General features: G+C 73.5%; 12 protein-coding genes. 7 read left to right on the top strand and 5 right to left on the bottom strand.

Annotated features, from left to right (window positions below; translation table 11 throughout):
• Nucleotide 1 precedes the first annotated feature (1 nt).
• Genes FB465_RS02130 through FB465_RS02110 form a run of 5 tightly spaced genes read right to left on the bottom strand, consistent with a single transcriptional unit; the run spans nt 2 to nt 5,554 of the window.
• Nucleotides 2-1,426 (bottom strand): TldD/PmbA family protein, encoded by a 1,425-nt coding sequence (locus tag FB465_RS02130; protein WP_145787079.1) that lies wholly within the window; start codon nt 1,424-1,426, stop codon nt 2-4.
• Nucleotides 1,419-2,201, bottom strand: coding sequence for an ABC transporter permease (locus FB465_RS02125; protein ID WP_145787077.1), 783 nt, complete (start codon nt 2,199-2,201; stop codon nt 1,419-1,421). The genes FB465_RS02130 and FB465_RS02125 overlap by 8 nt, the downstream gene beginning before the upstream one ends.
• Nucleotides 2,188-2,976, bottom strand: a complete 789-nt coding sequence (locus FB465_RS02120; protein WP_145787075.1) for an ABC transporter permease — start codon at nt 2,974-2,976, stop codon at nt 2,188-2,190. Before FB465_RS02120 ends, FB465_RS02125 begins: the two co-directional genes overlap by 14 nt.
• Nucleotides 2,973-3,920, bottom strand: a complete 948-nt coding sequence (locus FB465_RS02115; protein WP_246192453.1) for an ABC transporter ATP-binding protein — start codon at nt 3,918-3,920, stop codon at nt 2,973-2,975. The genes FB465_RS02120 and FB465_RS02115 overlap by 4 nt, the downstream gene beginning before the upstream one ends.
• Nucleotides 3,917-5,554, bottom strand: coding sequence for a condensation domain-containing protein (locus FB465_RS02110; protein ID WP_170290468.1), 1,638 nt, complete (start codon nt 5,552-5,554; stop codon nt 3,917-3,919). Before FB465_RS02110 ends, FB465_RS02115 begins: the two co-directional genes overlap by 4 nt.
• 474 nt (nt 5,555-6,028) lie before the next feature.
• Here FB465_RS02110 and FB465_RS02105 point away from each other — a divergent pair, with 474 nt between their 5' ends.
• The 7 genes from FB465_RS02105 (at nt 6,029) to FB465_RS02075 (ending at nt 13,858) form a co-directional block, all read left to right on the top strand.
• A complete protein-coding gene (locus FB465_RS02105; protein WP_246193106.1) occupies nt 6,029-7,303 on the top strand; it encodes an MFS transporter in 1,275 nt (424 codons plus the stop codon).
• 102 nt (nt 7,304-7,405) lie between these two features.
• Nucleotides 7,406-9,037 (top strand): hypothetical protein, encoded by a 1,632-nt coding sequence (locus FB465_RS02100; protein WP_145787069.1) that lies wholly within the window; start codon nt 7,406-7,408, stop codon nt 9,035-9,037.
• Between the two features lie 3 nt (nt 9,038-9,040).
• Nucleotides 9,041-9,925: a hypothetical protein gene (locus FB465_RS02095; protein ID WP_145787067.1), complete on the top strand. Its 885-nt coding sequence runs from the start codon at nt 9,041-9,043 to the stop codon at nt 9,923-9,925.
• Entirely contained in the window at nt 9,918-11,003 is a 1,086-nt protein-coding gene (locus FB465_RS02090; RefSeq protein WP_145787065.1) for a nucleotidyltransferase domain-containing protein, read from the top strand. Before FB465_RS02095 ends, FB465_RS02090 begins: the two co-directional genes overlap by 8 nt.
• Nucleotides 11,004-11,007: 4 nt before the next feature.
• Nucleotides 11,008-11,967, top strand: a complete 960-nt coding sequence (locus tag FB465_RS02085; protein WP_145787063.1) for a phytanoyl-CoA dioxygenase family protein — start codon at nt 11,008-11,010, stop codon at nt 11,965-11,967.
• A complete protein-coding gene (locus tag FB465_RS02080) occupies nt 11,964-12,992 on the top strand; it encodes a PLP-dependent cysteine synthase family protein (protein WP_145787061.1) in 1,029 nt (342 codons plus the stop codon). Before FB465_RS02085 ends, FB465_RS02080 begins: the two co-directional genes overlap by 4 nt.
• On the top strand, nt 12,989-13,858 hold the full coding sequence (locus FB465_RS02075) for a hypothetical protein (RefSeq protein WP_145787059.1): 870 nt from the start codon (nt 12,989-12,991) through the stop codon (nt 13,856-13,858). Before FB465_RS02080 ends, FB465_RS02075 begins: the two co-directional genes overlap by 4 nt.
• Nucleotides 13,859-13,927 lie beyond the last annotated feature (69 nt).

The following is a 13,927-nucleotide window of genomic DNA, read 5'->3' as shown; positions in this document are numbered from 1 at the left end:
CTCAGCCACCCACCGTCTGCATCCGCTCGACGAGCACGGACGGGGACTCGGCGGCGGCCGGGATCCACTGGCCGTGCTTGCCGCAGATCATCGGGCAGAGCAGCGGGTCGTCGCCGACCGCACGGATGCCGCGCAGCACCTCGCGGGCGTCGGCGGTGATCGCGACTCCGGAGACCAGCTCCGCGGGGGTGCCGCTGCGGATCACCCTGGCCTCCTTGACGTCGATGGTGAGCATGCCGGTACGGGCGTTCACGGCGCCGCCCTCCGCGGCCAGCACCCACAGGCCGGTGGCCAGCCCGGCGACCATGGCCTGCGGGTCGGTCCCGCCGGGGGCGAGCCTGGTCAGGCTGGTCCGGGGCAGCACCGGGTGCGCGTACGACTGCCGTCGTCCGTTGCCGGACGAGGCCTGACCCTCCGTCAGGTCGGCGTGCCGCCGGTCGGAGAGGACGTGGTGGCCGTGGCCCCGGTCGATCACCAGCGTCTGCGGGTTGGGCGTTCCCTCGTCGTCCCAGGGGGCGGCCCCCCAGGCGTCGGCGCCGGAGCAGCCGTCGCGGACCGAGACGCAGGAGTCGGTCACCGGCCCCGGGGCGGCGGTGTGCACCGGGGAGGAGCCGGCCGCCACCATGTCCGCCTCGCAGGGGTGCCCGAGCAGCTCGTGCACCAGCAGGCCGGCGGCCTTGGGTGCCAGGACGACGGGGAGCGCGGCCGGCGCGACCGTACCGGTGCCCAGCACCCGCCTGGCCTGCCCGGCGGCGCGCTCGCCGACCTCGGCGGCCTGGGCCGCCGCCAGCACGCCGACCGGGGTGGCGGCGCAGTGGTTGGAGCGGCCCTTCCGGCGGTCGGAGCCGTTCCGGGCGAAGGCGTCGACGGCCACCCGGGTGCCGGGTGAGGTGAAACTCCGCAGCACGCCACGGGAGTTGGCGACGGTCACGGTCCGCAGCCAGGTGGTGCCGCGGACCCGGACGCCGTCCGTGCCGACCGCCTCGGCCGCCAGCAGCGCCGTGCGGGCCCGGTCCTCCAGCAGGGCGAGGTCGAGCGCGTCGGCCCAGTCCGTGCCTGCCGGAGCGCCGGGGGGAGCGTCGGAGAACGGTGCGGGGGCGTGCGTGCCGCCGGCCATCGCGCTGTAGCCGGCGGCGGCGCGGCCGGCGAGGTCGAGCAGCGAAGCGGCGTCGTCGAGCGGGGAGAAGGCCTGGCAGCTGCCGGCCGGCCCGACCACGCGCAGGCCGACGCCCCCGGCGAGGCCCGCCGAACGGCTGGTGCGGTCGCCGCTCGCCAGGGTGATGGAGGCGTCGACGCGCAGCTCGTGGAAGATCTCGGCCCAGGCCGCGCCGCCCGCCAGTGCCCGGGCGAACACCCGGTGCCGTAATCGGGGGTCGTGGACCGCCTCGGGAGGCGGCGCCAGTGCTGCCGGCATCGGCTCATTCATGGTCGTCACTCCCGTCCCTGGCACTCCGATAGCTCTGGATCCGCAGCAGCACGGCCGCGACGGCGAACCAGCCGAGGCCGACCACGGCCTCCCAGCCGGCCTGTGGCAGCGGATTTCCGCCGTCGAGTCCGGCTCTGATCGCGTCCAGGGCGTGCCGCAGCGGCAGTACCTGGCCCAGCGCGTCGAGCCAGCCGATCGAGGTCGGCGCGATCACCTGACAGCCCGCCAGCAGAACGGCCGCGAGGAGGTTGCCGACCAGTACGTCGGCACGGCGGCCGACGGAGGCGGCCGCCCCCGCCAGGCCGAAGGCGCCCAGGGAGAGCGCCGTCAGGGCCAACAGCGGGAGATAGCGCAGCAGGTGCAGCGCCGTCCCGCCCTGCCCGACCACCACCGAGGCCACCGCCAGCACCGCCAGGGCCGAGACGAGGGCCTCCGCCGCGTACGGCCAGGAGCGGCAGAGCGCGACGGTGAGCCGGGGGAGGGCGCCGGTGCGCAGCCGGTACGAGGTGCCCTCCTGCTTGTCGACCGCCAGGACGTCGGCCAGCCGGACGACGGTGGCGGTGACCAGCGCGTAGCCGGTGGCGCCGATGAAGGCCCGGCGCATGCCGCCCGGGCCGGCCAGCAACTGGCCGAGCAGGACGTAGAAGACCGCCTGGAGGACGGCGCGGGGCAGGATCGAGGTCAGGATGATCTTCCGGCTGTACACCGAGACGTACTCCTGGCCGCCGAAGGCGCAGGCGGCGCCGAGCCGGAAGCCGAGGTCAGCGAAGCTCAAGGGTGCCCTTCCTGCGTGCGCGGTCGAGGACTCGGGAGAAGACCGCCCAGCCGAGGGCGGCGTAGCAGAGCGTCAGCAGCAGCACCATGGCCAGCGCACGGGCGTCGAGCCCGCCGGCCAGCGCCCGCTCCAGGCCCGCCCTGGCCCAGCCGAGGCTCACCAGGGTGGAGGGCCAGTGCAGCCAGCCGGGCAGGTAGTCGAGCGGGATGAGCATGCCGCCCAGCAGGAAGACCGGATAGCTGAGCACCTCGGAGATCCGTACGGCCGCCCTGGTCAGCACGAACAGCGAGCTGAGCAGCAGCCCGAGGGCGGCGGCCGAGCCGATCGCGGCGAGCGCGAAAAGGGCGAAGGCGAACGGTGCGCGGACGGTCAGCGGGTGGCCGAGGCCGGCCAGGACGACTGCCGTGGTGAGCCCGATGCTCAGCGCCTGGAAGGTACTGGCGGCCAGGCTCTTGGCGGTCAGCAGCAGCCGGGTGCTCCACGGCGAGCAGACCAGCCGGGGCAGTGTGCCGTACTCGATTTCGCGGCGCAGGATCCCGCCGGCCGTCCAGATGCTCGCGCCCCAGAGGGTGGAGAGGCCGGACGCGACGGCGAAGCGGCCCAGATCGGTGCCGCCGCTCCTGGCCGCCGACCCTGCGATGAGCAGCATCACGGCCGGCTGGACGATGCCCAGCATGATGGACATCGGGTGGGCCCACTGGGTGGCGAGCTGGACCCGGGCCGAGGTCAGGAGCACCGCTGCCGGTTCCTGGAGGCGCGTTAACGTCAGGCTCATGACAACTCACCTGCCAGTTGACGGTAGACGTCCTCCAGCCGTAGCGCCTGCACCTCCAGGTCGACGACCGAGTCCGGGCTCAGCCGTTCGCCCAGCCACTGGAAGGTCGAGGGGCTCCAGGCGGGGATCCGGACGTCCGCCGTCCACAGGCCCTCCCGCAGGGTCACCCCGGTGACCACCGGACCGCCGGTGTCCTGGCCGTCCTGCTCCGGCGGCTCGCCACGCCCGGTCACCCGGACGGTGGCCGTGTACCCGGACCGCTTGCGGAACTCCTCCAGGGACAGGTCGTGGATGATCCGGCCCTGATGGAGCATCACCACGCGGTCGGCCAGACTCTCGATGTCCAGCAGCTGATGGGTGGTGATCAGTACGGTGACGCCCGACCCGCGCATCGCGCCGATCGCGTCGCGCAGCCGGTGGGCCTCGACCGGGTCGAGGCCGATCGACGGCTCGTCCAGCAGCAGGACCCGGGGTGACGCGACCAGCCCGACCGCGATGTGCAGCCGCTGCCGCATCCCGCGCGAGTACGTCTCCACCCGCTGGTCCGCCGCGGCCAGGAGCCCGACCTCCGCCAGTACGGCCTCGGTCCGCTCGGCCAGCCGGCCGCGCGAGAGGCCCTGGAGCATCCCGAAGAAGCGCAGGTTCTGCCGGCCGGTCAGCCGCCCGTAGAAGCCGCGGTCGCCGCCGTAGACCACCGAGACCTCACGGCGGACCTGCCGGGCCCGGCCGACGACGTCGTGCCCGGCGACCCTGGCGCGGCCGCCGGTGGGCAGCAGCAGGGTGGAGAGGATCTTGATGAGGGTGGTCTTCCCCGCCCCGTTGGCGCCGAGCAGGCCGATGATCTGGCCCTCCGGCACCGTCAGATCGACCTGGTCCAGTGCGGTCACCGGCTGCCGGCCGGTGCCGTACGTCCGGCAGAGGCCCTCGACCTCGATGGCGTTCACGAGCCCGCTTCCTGTGCACCGTGGGGGAGTCGGCGGCCGACCAGCTCGGCCAGCGTGCGCACGCTCGCCTCCAGCACCTCGCGCACGGCCTCGAGACGGTACCCGCCGGCCGCGAAGTCGCAGGAGAGCACGGCGCCCTCGGCGGTGCGAGCGGCCGTCACCATGAACACCGGGGTCCGCATGTGCGGGATCTCGGTGCGCCGGGGGTACGGGCTGATCCTGAGGCCCGGCAGCTCGGGGCGCACACCGCCGCCGTCCTGATAGGAGAAGTACAGCCAGGGGACGGCGAAACGCTCGTCCAGCCGCGACGGGTCGAAGCTCTGCACCGCGCCCTCGCCCGACCGGTACCGGCGGACCATCCACCACAGCGGCAGGCTGTGCCGGACCGACTCGGCCACCCGCTCGCGCACCTGGCCGAGCAGGCTCTCCGCCCCGGCCTCGGGCGGCACTTGGCACCAGACCTGCACCTCGTGAGCCAGATTGCCGACCAGGTGCTGCGCGCGCAGCTCGCGGCGTCCGGCCTCCATGAAGGCGGCCCCGATCCAGTCGGACTCGACCCGGGGCCGCAGGCCCCGCAGCACGGCGGTCAGATAGAGCATGAAGGGAGTGGCGTGCCGGGAGGCCGCCGCCTCGGCCACCAGCCGGGCCACCTCCTCGGGCACGGGGACGCTGACGCACGCGGACGCGCCGGTGGCGAGCGGGTCCTCGGCGAGCGCCGCATCGGGCCGAAGGCGGGGCGGGAACATCCCGTGCTGGTCGAACTCGCGCTGCCAGTGGGCGACCGCCCCGGTGGCGGAGTCCGGTTGCAGCTCGGAGAGTTGAGCCTGCAGGTAGGAGGTGTAGCTGTGCCGCTCGGCGTCCTCGGACGGGGTGACGGCTGCGGAGGGCTGCTCGTACAGCTCCGGCAGCTCGGCCATCAGCCGGCCGAAGGACTCGCCGTCGCAGACCAGGTGCTCAAGGCCCAGTGCGAGCACGTGCCGCTCCGCCTCCAGGTGCAGCACCAGCGCGGAGGTGAGCGGCCCGTCCGCCAGATCGAAGGGGGCGTCGCAGAACTCCTCCAGCAGCCGCTGCGCCTCCTCCTCCCTTTTCTCGAGCTGGAGATGACTGAGCGTCAACTCTCTCAGCGGCCAGCATGCCCGGGCCGCGTCGGTCAGTTCGGCGTGCAGCGGCTGGTCGGGGTCGTACGGGAAGACCATGCGCAGCGCATCGTGGCGCGCGACCAGGGCGCTCAGCGCCGTGGCCAGCCGGGAGGTGTCCAGTGGGCCCTCGATCAGGTACGTGTGGCACACCGGTTGCGTACGGCCGTCCGCCATACGGCGGTTGAAGAGCAGCCGGTGCTCCTGGGTGACCGAGACGGTGCGCGTCCACGATGCCCGGCCGAGCGCGGAAGGAGACGGGAAATCCGCCTTCGGCGGGCCGGAGGGCTGGACGGCGGCGGCCAGCAGTTCGGCCGTCGGGTGGTCGAAGAACGCGCCGAAGGATATGTCGACGCCGCAACTGTTCCGAATCCTGGCGGCCACTCCGGCGATTGCCAGGGAATGCCCGCCCAGGTCGAAGAAGTCGTCTTCCTCGGAGACCGGAATACCGCCGAGGACTTCGGACCAGGCGGCTGCGATGTGGGCGGCGAGGTTCACTGGGTGAGTCGGTCCGGAGGAAGAACGAGCCTCTCCAGAATCCATCTGCACTCCCCGATCAGATGAATGTCCGTCACGCCGACGATGGCGTGCACAAGTCCCACACCTTTGCACACGGTCGGAGTGGGCGCAAGAGCGAGATGCCGGCCCGTCGACGGTGTCCGGGTGTGGCTGAAATGGGCAGAAGATCCGGGCCGTGAGCGCTCATCACCTTGCCCTGGCAGATCATCTGACGCATCGTCAGGCCCCTCGAGGGTGGCGAGCGAGCGGTAAACTCCAGGTGACGGTGACGTTGCGCACTGTTAAGCGCCGTGGTGGCGCGACCGGCCGCCGGCGCACCGCCGAAGCCCCGTCCGGACCCTCTGTTCGAGGGGTTGACATGGCCTGACCGACGGGTCCTATGCTGACGCCGATCGAGCCCGCAGACTTCCGCTGTGCGGTTTGAATTCACTAGCTTGGGGGAGCTGTTCGGTGATGCAGGAATCCCCGCAGACGGCATCGAAAGCGCCAGCCGCCGAACGATGTCGTCGCGACAGAGCTGAATCCGTTCTCGCGGCGGTATTCCTGATCAACTCCACGGGTACCGCGCTGTTTCTCTCGGTCTCCACCCTGTATTTCACCCGTGTCGTGGGATTCTCCGCCGCCCGGCTGGGGCTCGGGCTGTCGCTGGCCGCCCTGCTGGGGCTCGCCGCTGCCGTCCCCGCCGGCGCCGCGGTCGACCGGCTCGGCGCCGGCCGGATGCTGATACTGGCGCACATCTGGCGGGCCGTCGCCTTCTGCGCCTATCTGCTGGTGCACTCCTTCGCCGCCTTCGTGGTGACGGCAGCGCTGATCGCCGTCGCTGACCGCGCGGCGCCGCCTGCCAGCCAGGCCCTGCTCGCCGAACTGGTCCCGGCCTCACGCCGGGTGAGCGTCCTGGCCCGGCTGCGGGTCTGGGAGAACGTCGGGTTCACGGTCGGGCTCGCGGGCTCCGCGCTGGCCGTCTGGCAGGGCTCCGTCTCGGCGTACCGGGTGCTCATCCTCGGCAACGCCGCCTCGTTCCTGATCGTGGCCGTCCTGGTGGCCACCCTGTCCGGCAGCGCGGTACCCGAGCGCCGGCCCCAGGGGGCCTTCGCGGCCCTGCGCACACTGGCGGGCTCGGACCGGCCGTACCTCTATCTGACCGCGCTTAACGGGGTGTTGGCGCTCAACGCGTCGCTGTTCGCGATCGGCGTCCCGCTGTGGATCCTCACCTGGACGCCGCTGCCCCGCTGGTGTGTGCCGGCCGTCATGCTGCTCAACACGGTGCTGGTGGTGCTCTGTCAGGTGAGAGCCGCGCGCGGGGCGGACACCCTGCGCAGCCACGGACGGCTCCTGCTGCGCTCGGGGGCCGCGCTCGGACTGGCGCTCGTGCTCCTAGGGCTGTCCCAGGGCGCGTCCACCCTGGTCTGCGCGCTGCTGCTGCTGGTCTCGGTGGCCGTGCTCACCTTCGGCGAGATGTGGCACTCGGTGGGTGGCTGGGGGGTCTCGCTGGAGCTCGCGCCGGAGCAGGCGCGGGGCCGCTACCTGGCGGTGTTCGGCCTCGGGATCGGCGCGCAGGAGGTGGTCGGCCCGGCTGTGGCCGCTCTGCTGGTGGCGCAGGGCCGAGCGGGGCTGATCGTCGCGGCCGCCGTGCTGCTCGCTGCCGGGGCCGGTGCCGACGCGGTGGTGCGCGCTCTGCCCGAACGGGCCGCACCCACCCCGGTCGAGGCTGCCGCCGAGAGCGGCTGACCAAGGCCGACCACTGCGGGACGGCGTCCGGGACACCTGGCGCTCACTGTTCGAGGCTCTCCGGTAAGGCGTTGCGAGCACAGATATGCGAGGACGTACGTCATGGGCATGACAGTCGATGGCCCACCCGAGGCTGCCCGGCGCGAGCTGCTCGCCGACGCCTGGGCGATCCAGGCCCGGGCAGAGGCCGCCGACGTCCGGGCTGCCATGCTGCTCGGCGCAGTCGAGTCACCAACTCCCGTAATATGGAATATATCTGATGAGTCATCAGCGCTTCGGACGGAGCCGGGGTCGGTGACCTTCTCGGCCGAGGTGCTCGGGGCGGCACGGGCCGGCGGCCCGTTCGTGCCGAGGCCGCCCGCCGGTCCGGACTCCGGCGCGGACGTCGGCGCGGATCCGCTGGCGTGGAGCGTCCTGGTCGCCGCGACCGCGCTGGCGGCCGGGGCGGCAGGACGGCAGGTCAGTGTGCGCTGGCCGGCCACCGCGGTCGGCGGCCTGGACCCGGCGGCCCCGGCCGAGTGGGAGCCGCAGGACCGCGCGGACCTGCTCGCCGCCGTCCTGCTGGCCGCCGACGAGGAGGCCCCGACGGTGGCCTCCGCCCTGGCCGCGTACCTGCCCCACGAGGAGCTGCGGGCCGCCGCCCGCCGGGCCTTCGTCGCTTCGCTCGCCCATCCGGAGCCGTCCCGGGCGCAGCTCGCCCGCCGCCGGGCCGGCTCCGTGGTGACCTCCGGCTGGCTGCTCGCCGACCTCGCCGCGGCCTACCGGCAGGCCGCCCGGCCCGAGGTCCGGGACGCGCTGGCCGAGGCCCACCACCGGATCGGCAAGGCGGTGCTGGCCGCCCCCGACGCCCGGGCGGTCTCCCGGATCCGCCGCAGTACGCACACCGGGCGGCTCTACCGGCTGGACCGGCTGATCGCCCAGATCGCCGCCCTCGCACAGGACGAGGCCGCGCAGCCCGGAGTCGTGGCCGGTGTGGACACCGCCCTGCTGCGGTCCTCGCTGTGCGCGGCCGGCGAGGCCGGGACGCTGAGGATTCGCGACGAGGCGGTCTCCGACGGCCGCACCACCGTCGACCTGTGGCACGCGCTGAGTGCCGTCGGCGCCCGCGGTGAACTGGTCGGCGGCGACCGCTACTCCGGCTTCGTACTCGCCCGGGGCAAGGAGGACGCGGGCCTGCTGGCCGCCGACGGCAGCTGTCTGCAGGTCGAGTGCGGCCCGCCCGGGGGCGCTCCGGCGGGCCGAGCCCCGCAGCCGGGCGAACCGGCCGTCGCCGCACTCGAGTCGGCCGACCACCGGCGGCCGCTGCGCTGGGTCACACCGCTGGCCCCGCCCGAGGCGCAGCGCGAGGACGCCCCGCTGCGCCTGCGCTTCCGCGACCACGACGTCTTTGCGCCCGACCCGGAGCCCGCGCACCTGATCCGGGCCTGCGGCCTGCTCTACCGGCGGCTGCGCTCGGACGTCGACGCCGAGACCTACTTCCCTGACGCGGAGATCACCGCGGCGCTCGCCCTCCTGGGGGCCGGCCTGCACCCCGGCGGAGTGCTGGTGGTCGGGAGCGTCATCGACTCCGCGGACGACGCCGTCCGTCACACCGACGCCGACGTGTTCCAGCGGCTTGACGGCGAGGGCGGTCCGGTCCTGCGCCACTGCGCCCGGATCGGCCTCGGCCTCGGCCCGGCCGTGCCGGAGGACCGTCCGATTCTCCTGACGCATCATCAAGAGGGAGGCGAGTGAGCCGTGTTCGTTCTCGGACACCTGGTGAGCCTGCACGAGTCCAAGGCCTTCCCCGAGCTGGCCCTGCATGAGGGCGAGCACGGTATGACCGCCATGCTCCCCGACCTGCTGAGCTGCCACGACTGGGGGTACTCCCGGGCGTGGGCGCTGGCCGGCGCCGGGCTCGAGGCCGAGCTGGTGCTCGCCCACATGCTCGGTGACGCGGTGGTGCACTACGGCGTGCAGTGGCGCGGCCACGAGCGCAAGAGCGGCTGGGCGTACCGCCGGATGGGCCTGGTGACCCGCCGTTACGACGAGTTCCACGCGTACGCCGAGGAGCGCGGCTGGCGTCCGGCCGGCCTTCCCCGCGACAGCCGGCGGGGCTGGGCGCACACCCTGGTGGAGTACTCCATCGACCAGTGGCTCGCCGACCGGCGCGACCTCTCGGTGATGCACCGTCAGGTCAGGGAGGCGGCCGAGGCGACCGCTGCGGACCTGGCGTGGGTGCACGGCCTGGTCGAGCAGCACGTCATCACGCCGAGCAAGCCCATCGAGTCGCAGCCGTACCGGTACTGCGGCGCGCTGACCCGCTCGACCGAGCCCGACGAGATGCACCTGCGCGGGCTCGCGCTCAAGTTCCAGCTCGCCGAGTCGCCGGATTCCCTCCGGTGGCTGCGGGGCTGGCTGCGCGCGATCTGGCAGGAAGTCGGCGAGGAGGAGATGGCGGACGTGCTCTCCTCTCTCGCCCGCGCCTGCGCGGACCCGGTGCGGTACGGCTACCCCCTGGAGATCTCCGCGTTCACCGGCGGCACGGCGGACGAGGTCCGGCGCTGGCGCGTCGACGGCACACCCGTAAGCGAGCCCGGCAGCCCGGCCACCGGCCTGCCGGGGAGGGAGAACCATGCTTGACGCACGAGAGCGCGAGGCCAAGCTCGCCCTGGCCCGCCGGGCCGCCCGTGACCTCGCCCGGCGCGAGGGCGTGGAGTCCGTCTACCTGAGCGGCAGCCTGGTCGCCGGCCTCGGCACCTCGCTCTCCGACGTGGACGTCTTCCTGATCGCGGAGAACGAGGGCTCGGCACGCCCCGAGCAGCTCATGGTGGACGGCCAGCGGATCGACGTCGAGGTCCGCACCCCGGCCGATCTGGACGAGCTGGTGCGGATGTTCAGTACCGTCAGCGGGACCAGACGCTCCCAGGATGCGCTCTTCAAGGCCGACCAGCGCTTCGACGACGTGGTGCGGCTGCTGTACTCGGAGAGCGTGCAGGCGGGCCCCGCGTACACGGCGGCGAGTGCCGCCCTGGGCGGGCAGCGGGACCGGATCCGCCGCGCCATCCTGGCGTTCCGTCAGCTCCGCTGCATCAACGCCAGCGAGGACGCGGCCGGCTTCCTGCGCGACGGGGAGACCGAGGGCGCCCTTCTGGTCACCCACGCGATGCTGCTGGAGGCGATCGAGCTCTACCTGGCCGGCTGCGGCGACCTCTACCTCGGGCCGAAGTGGATCTGGCAGAAGCTGGCGCGCTCGGGCGGCGGCCTCGTCCCGCAGGAGCGGCTGCGGGCCCTGCTCCACCACGTCCCCGAAGACCCGCGCCGCCAGGCGGAGTTCGTGCGTGCGCGGCTGCGGGCCGTGCAGGCGCTGATGCTGGCGGCGCTGGTGCGCGGCTGGGACACGCCCGACGCCGCCGACTGGCCGCACTGGGGCACCGACGAGGCGCAGGTCCATCGCAATCACGAGTGGCTCCCGCTGCGGATGGACGACGGGACCTTCCTGATCTACATCGACGAGCGCCAGCTGAAGGCCTCCACCGACGCGCTGACCCTGTGGGGCGCGTGCGACGGCAGCCGCCCGATGGCCGAGGTGGCGGCCGAGTACGCCGCGGCGCAGGGGCTGGCCCCCGACGCCGAGGCGAAGGAGGCCGTCGACACCGCCGACTACCTGGCGGCCCAGGTCCGCAAGGGCCTGCTTCTCGAGCCGGCAGCGGAGGGATGACGCCGTGAATCTGGCGGACTACGACAGCAGCGCCGACCGCGCCGATGGCCCCCGGCTGCGCGAGCGGTTCCGCGCCGACAGCTTTCTCTTCTTCCGCGGGCTGCTGGACCCCCAGGAGGTCGCCGGCGTACGGCGCGCCGTGCTGGAGCGGCTCCGGTCGATCGGCTGGCTCGCCGAGGGAAACGACCCCGACGCCGCGCTGCCCGGCGAGGTGCTGCACCACGACCGCGGGGTGATGGACGGCCGGCCGGTGATCGACCCCGGCTGGCGGGAGGGCTACCGGGCGGTGCAGTCCCTGGAGGCACTGCACCGGCTCGCCCACGACCCCGGCCTGCGCGCCGTCCTGGCCCTGCTGCTCGGCGAGCGCGTGGTCGTGCACCCGCGGAAGATCGCCCGGATCTCCTTCCCCGGCCTGGTCTTCCCCACCCCGCCGCACCAGGACGCGCTGTTCAACCAGATCCCCGTGGACGTGCTCACCGTATGGATCCCGCTCGGGGACTGCCCGGCCGAGCTCGGCTCGCTGCGGGTACTGCGCGGCAGCGCCAACCAGGGGGTGCGGCCGGTCTTCTCGGAGCACGGGCTGGGCGGGGAGTCGGTGGACGTACCGCTGGACGCGCCGGACTGGGTCGGCGGCGACTACCGCTGCGGGGACGCGATCGTCTTCCACAGCCGGACGGTCCACATGACCCCGCCGAACCTGGGCGGAGCCGTCCGGCTCTCGATGGACTGCCGCTTCCAGTCCGCCGACGACCCGGTCAAGCCCGCGGCGCTCATGCCGCACGGCTACTCCTCGAAGCAGCTGCCGGGCTGGAGCGACCTCACCAGCGGGTGGCGGACCGCCCGCTGGGTCGAGGTCGACGAGCCGGTCCGGATCGCGGCGGTCCCGGGCGGCCGCCCGCAGCGCTCACGGCTGCTCCACGAGACGCACGACCACCAGCAACCAGGAACAGGGGTGCACGGATGACCACGATCGACACCACGGTGTCCCCGCCCGCCGGCACCGCCGCCATGGAACTGGTGGGGGACACCCCGATGGTGGAGCTGGCGAGCATCGGCGCGGGCCTGCCGCACCGGCTGCTGGCCAAGTGCGAGTTCATGAACCCGGCCGGCTCGGTCAAGGACCGGATCGGACGGCACATCATCCGCCGGGCCGAGGACGCCGGACTGCTCAAGCCCGGCCGGAGCACCCTGGTCGAGGCGACCGCCGGGAACACCGGCATCGGCCTGGCCGCCGCGGCCGCCGGCCGCTACCGGGTGCTGGTGACCATGAGCAGCAAGATGGGCCCCGAGAAGGAGGCGATGATGCGGGCCTGGGGGGCGGAGGTCGTCCGCTGCCCGTACGGAGTGCCGCCGCAGAGCCCCGACTCCTTCATCAACACGGCCCGCCGGCTGGCCGAGGAACTGCCCGACGCCTACTACGTCGACCAGTTCGCCAACCCGTGGAACCGGGAGGCGCACGAGCTGACGACCGGTCCGGAGATCCTCCGGCAGACCGGCGGCGAGATCGGCGCGTTCGTCTCCGGCGCGGGCACCGGCGGCACCTTCAGCGGCGTCGGCCGGGCCCTGCGCGCGGCCGGCAGCAAGGCGCAGCTGGTGCTGGCCGACCCGGTCGGCAGCATCCTCGCCTCCCGTTCGCGCGGCGGCAACGCGCCGGCCGGGCCTTACCTGATCGAGGGCATCGGCGGCGACTTCGTGCCCGAGCTGCTGGACCTCGGTTCCGTCGACCGGCCGATGAACGTCGCGGACGCCGACTCGATGCGGATGTGTCTGCGCCTCCAGCAGGAGGAGGGCCTCTGGGTCGGCGGCTCGGCGGGCTGCGCGGTGGTCGCCGCGGTGCGGCTCGCCCGGCTGCTCCCCGGGCCCCGGACCAACATCGTCGTCATCCTGCCGGACGGCGGCGCGCGCTACACCTCGACGATCTTCAACGAGGCGTGGCGCGAGGCGCGCGGCATCACCCGCCCGCGCTCCGACAGCGAGGAGGACCGGTGACCGACCCCACCCGGCTGCGGACCGCACTGGAGCAGGCCGCCGAGTACGCCGCCGGCATCGGGCCGAGGGACGACGAGGTGCTGCTGCTCACCGGCTCCTCGGTCCTCCCGTTCGACACCGGCGGCGGCGACCTGGACCTCGTGCTGATCACCCCGGACCAGGACCGCTTCGCCGAGTTCGCCGCCCGGCGGCACTCCGAGCGGCTCACCGAACAGCTCGCCAACGGCTATGCCATGAGCTACGTCGACCTGGACGGCAACGAGGCCGACGTCGAGGTCTGGCCCACCGACCGGGTGCTCGGCGCCGCCCGCGCCCTCGACCTCGGCATCCGCGACGTTGAGGCCGTCGAGGCCGACTTCACCCGGGTCGGCGGCCTGGACGTCAAGGTAGGCACCGACCTCTTCCACGCGCTGCGCTGCGGAGTCCCGGTGCACGGGCCGGACGGGCTGCGCGAGCTGCGCGCCGCCGTGCCCTGGGCCGCCTACCAGGCCTTCAAGCGCGACTGCTTCCTGGTCAACGTCCGCGACGCCACCAAGGGCATCCCCGCGAGCCTGCGCGCCGACCGCCCCGACGAGGCGTACCTCAAGCTGTGCTGGGCCGCCGACAGCCTGGTCGACGGGCTGATCTTCCATCACGGCCTGTCCATCAGCCGCTGGAAGTGGCGGCTGCGCTACCTGCCGCTGCTGGACCCGTGGATCGGTGAGTGGTACCGCGACGTGCGGTTCACCGCCCGCCTCGACCCGGCCGAACTGACCGAGCACGTGGAGGTGCTGCGGGACGTCTGGAAGCGCTTCGCAGGCACCGACCCGATCGACGCGGACCCGATCGACGCGGACCCGATCGACGCCCACCCGTCCGCCGCCTGACCGGCGCGGCCGCCCCGACGCCGGACCACCCGGTCACCCCGAACCCCGGCTCCCACCTGACACGTCGAA

Origin of the sequence: Kitasatospora atroaurantiaca, assembly GCF_007828955.1 — a bacterium.
GTDB classification, from domain to species: domain Bacteria; phylum Actinomycetota; class Actinomycetes; order Streptomycetales; family Streptomycetaceae; genus Kitasatospora; species Kitasatospora atroaurantiaca.
Note: the sequence above shows the minus strand (reverse complement) of the source record. Positions and strands in the feature narration are given on the sequence as shown.

What these genes read in the sequence shown, in the direction of transcription:
- FB465_RS02090 (WP_145787065.1), top strand. Translation starts at nt 9,918, where the DNA reads ATGCTTGACGCACGAGAGCGCGAGGCCAAGCTCGCCCTGGCCCGCCGG.
- FB465_RS02080 (WP_145787061.1), top strand. Translation starts at nt 11,964, where the DNA reads ATGACCACGATCGACACCACGGTGTCCCCGCCCGCCGGCACCGCCGCC.
- FB465_RS02120 (WP_145787075.1), bottom strand. Translation starts at nt 2,976, where the DNA reads ATGAGCCTGACGTTAACGCGCCTCCAGGAACCGGCAGCGGTGCTCCTG.
- FB465_RS02105 (WP_246193106.1), top strand. Translation starts at nt 6,029, where the DNA reads ATGCAGGAATCCCCGCAGACGGCATCGAAAGCGCCAGCCGCCGAACGA.
- FB465_RS02130 (WP_145787079.1), bottom strand. Translation starts at nt 1,426, where the DNA reads ATGAATGAGCCGATGCCGGCAGCACTGGCGCCGCCTCCCGAGGCGGTC.
- FB465_RS02100 (WP_145787069.1), top strand. Translation starts at nt 7,406, where the DNA reads ATGGGCATGACAGTCGATGGCCCACCCGAGGCTGCCCGGCGCGAGCTG.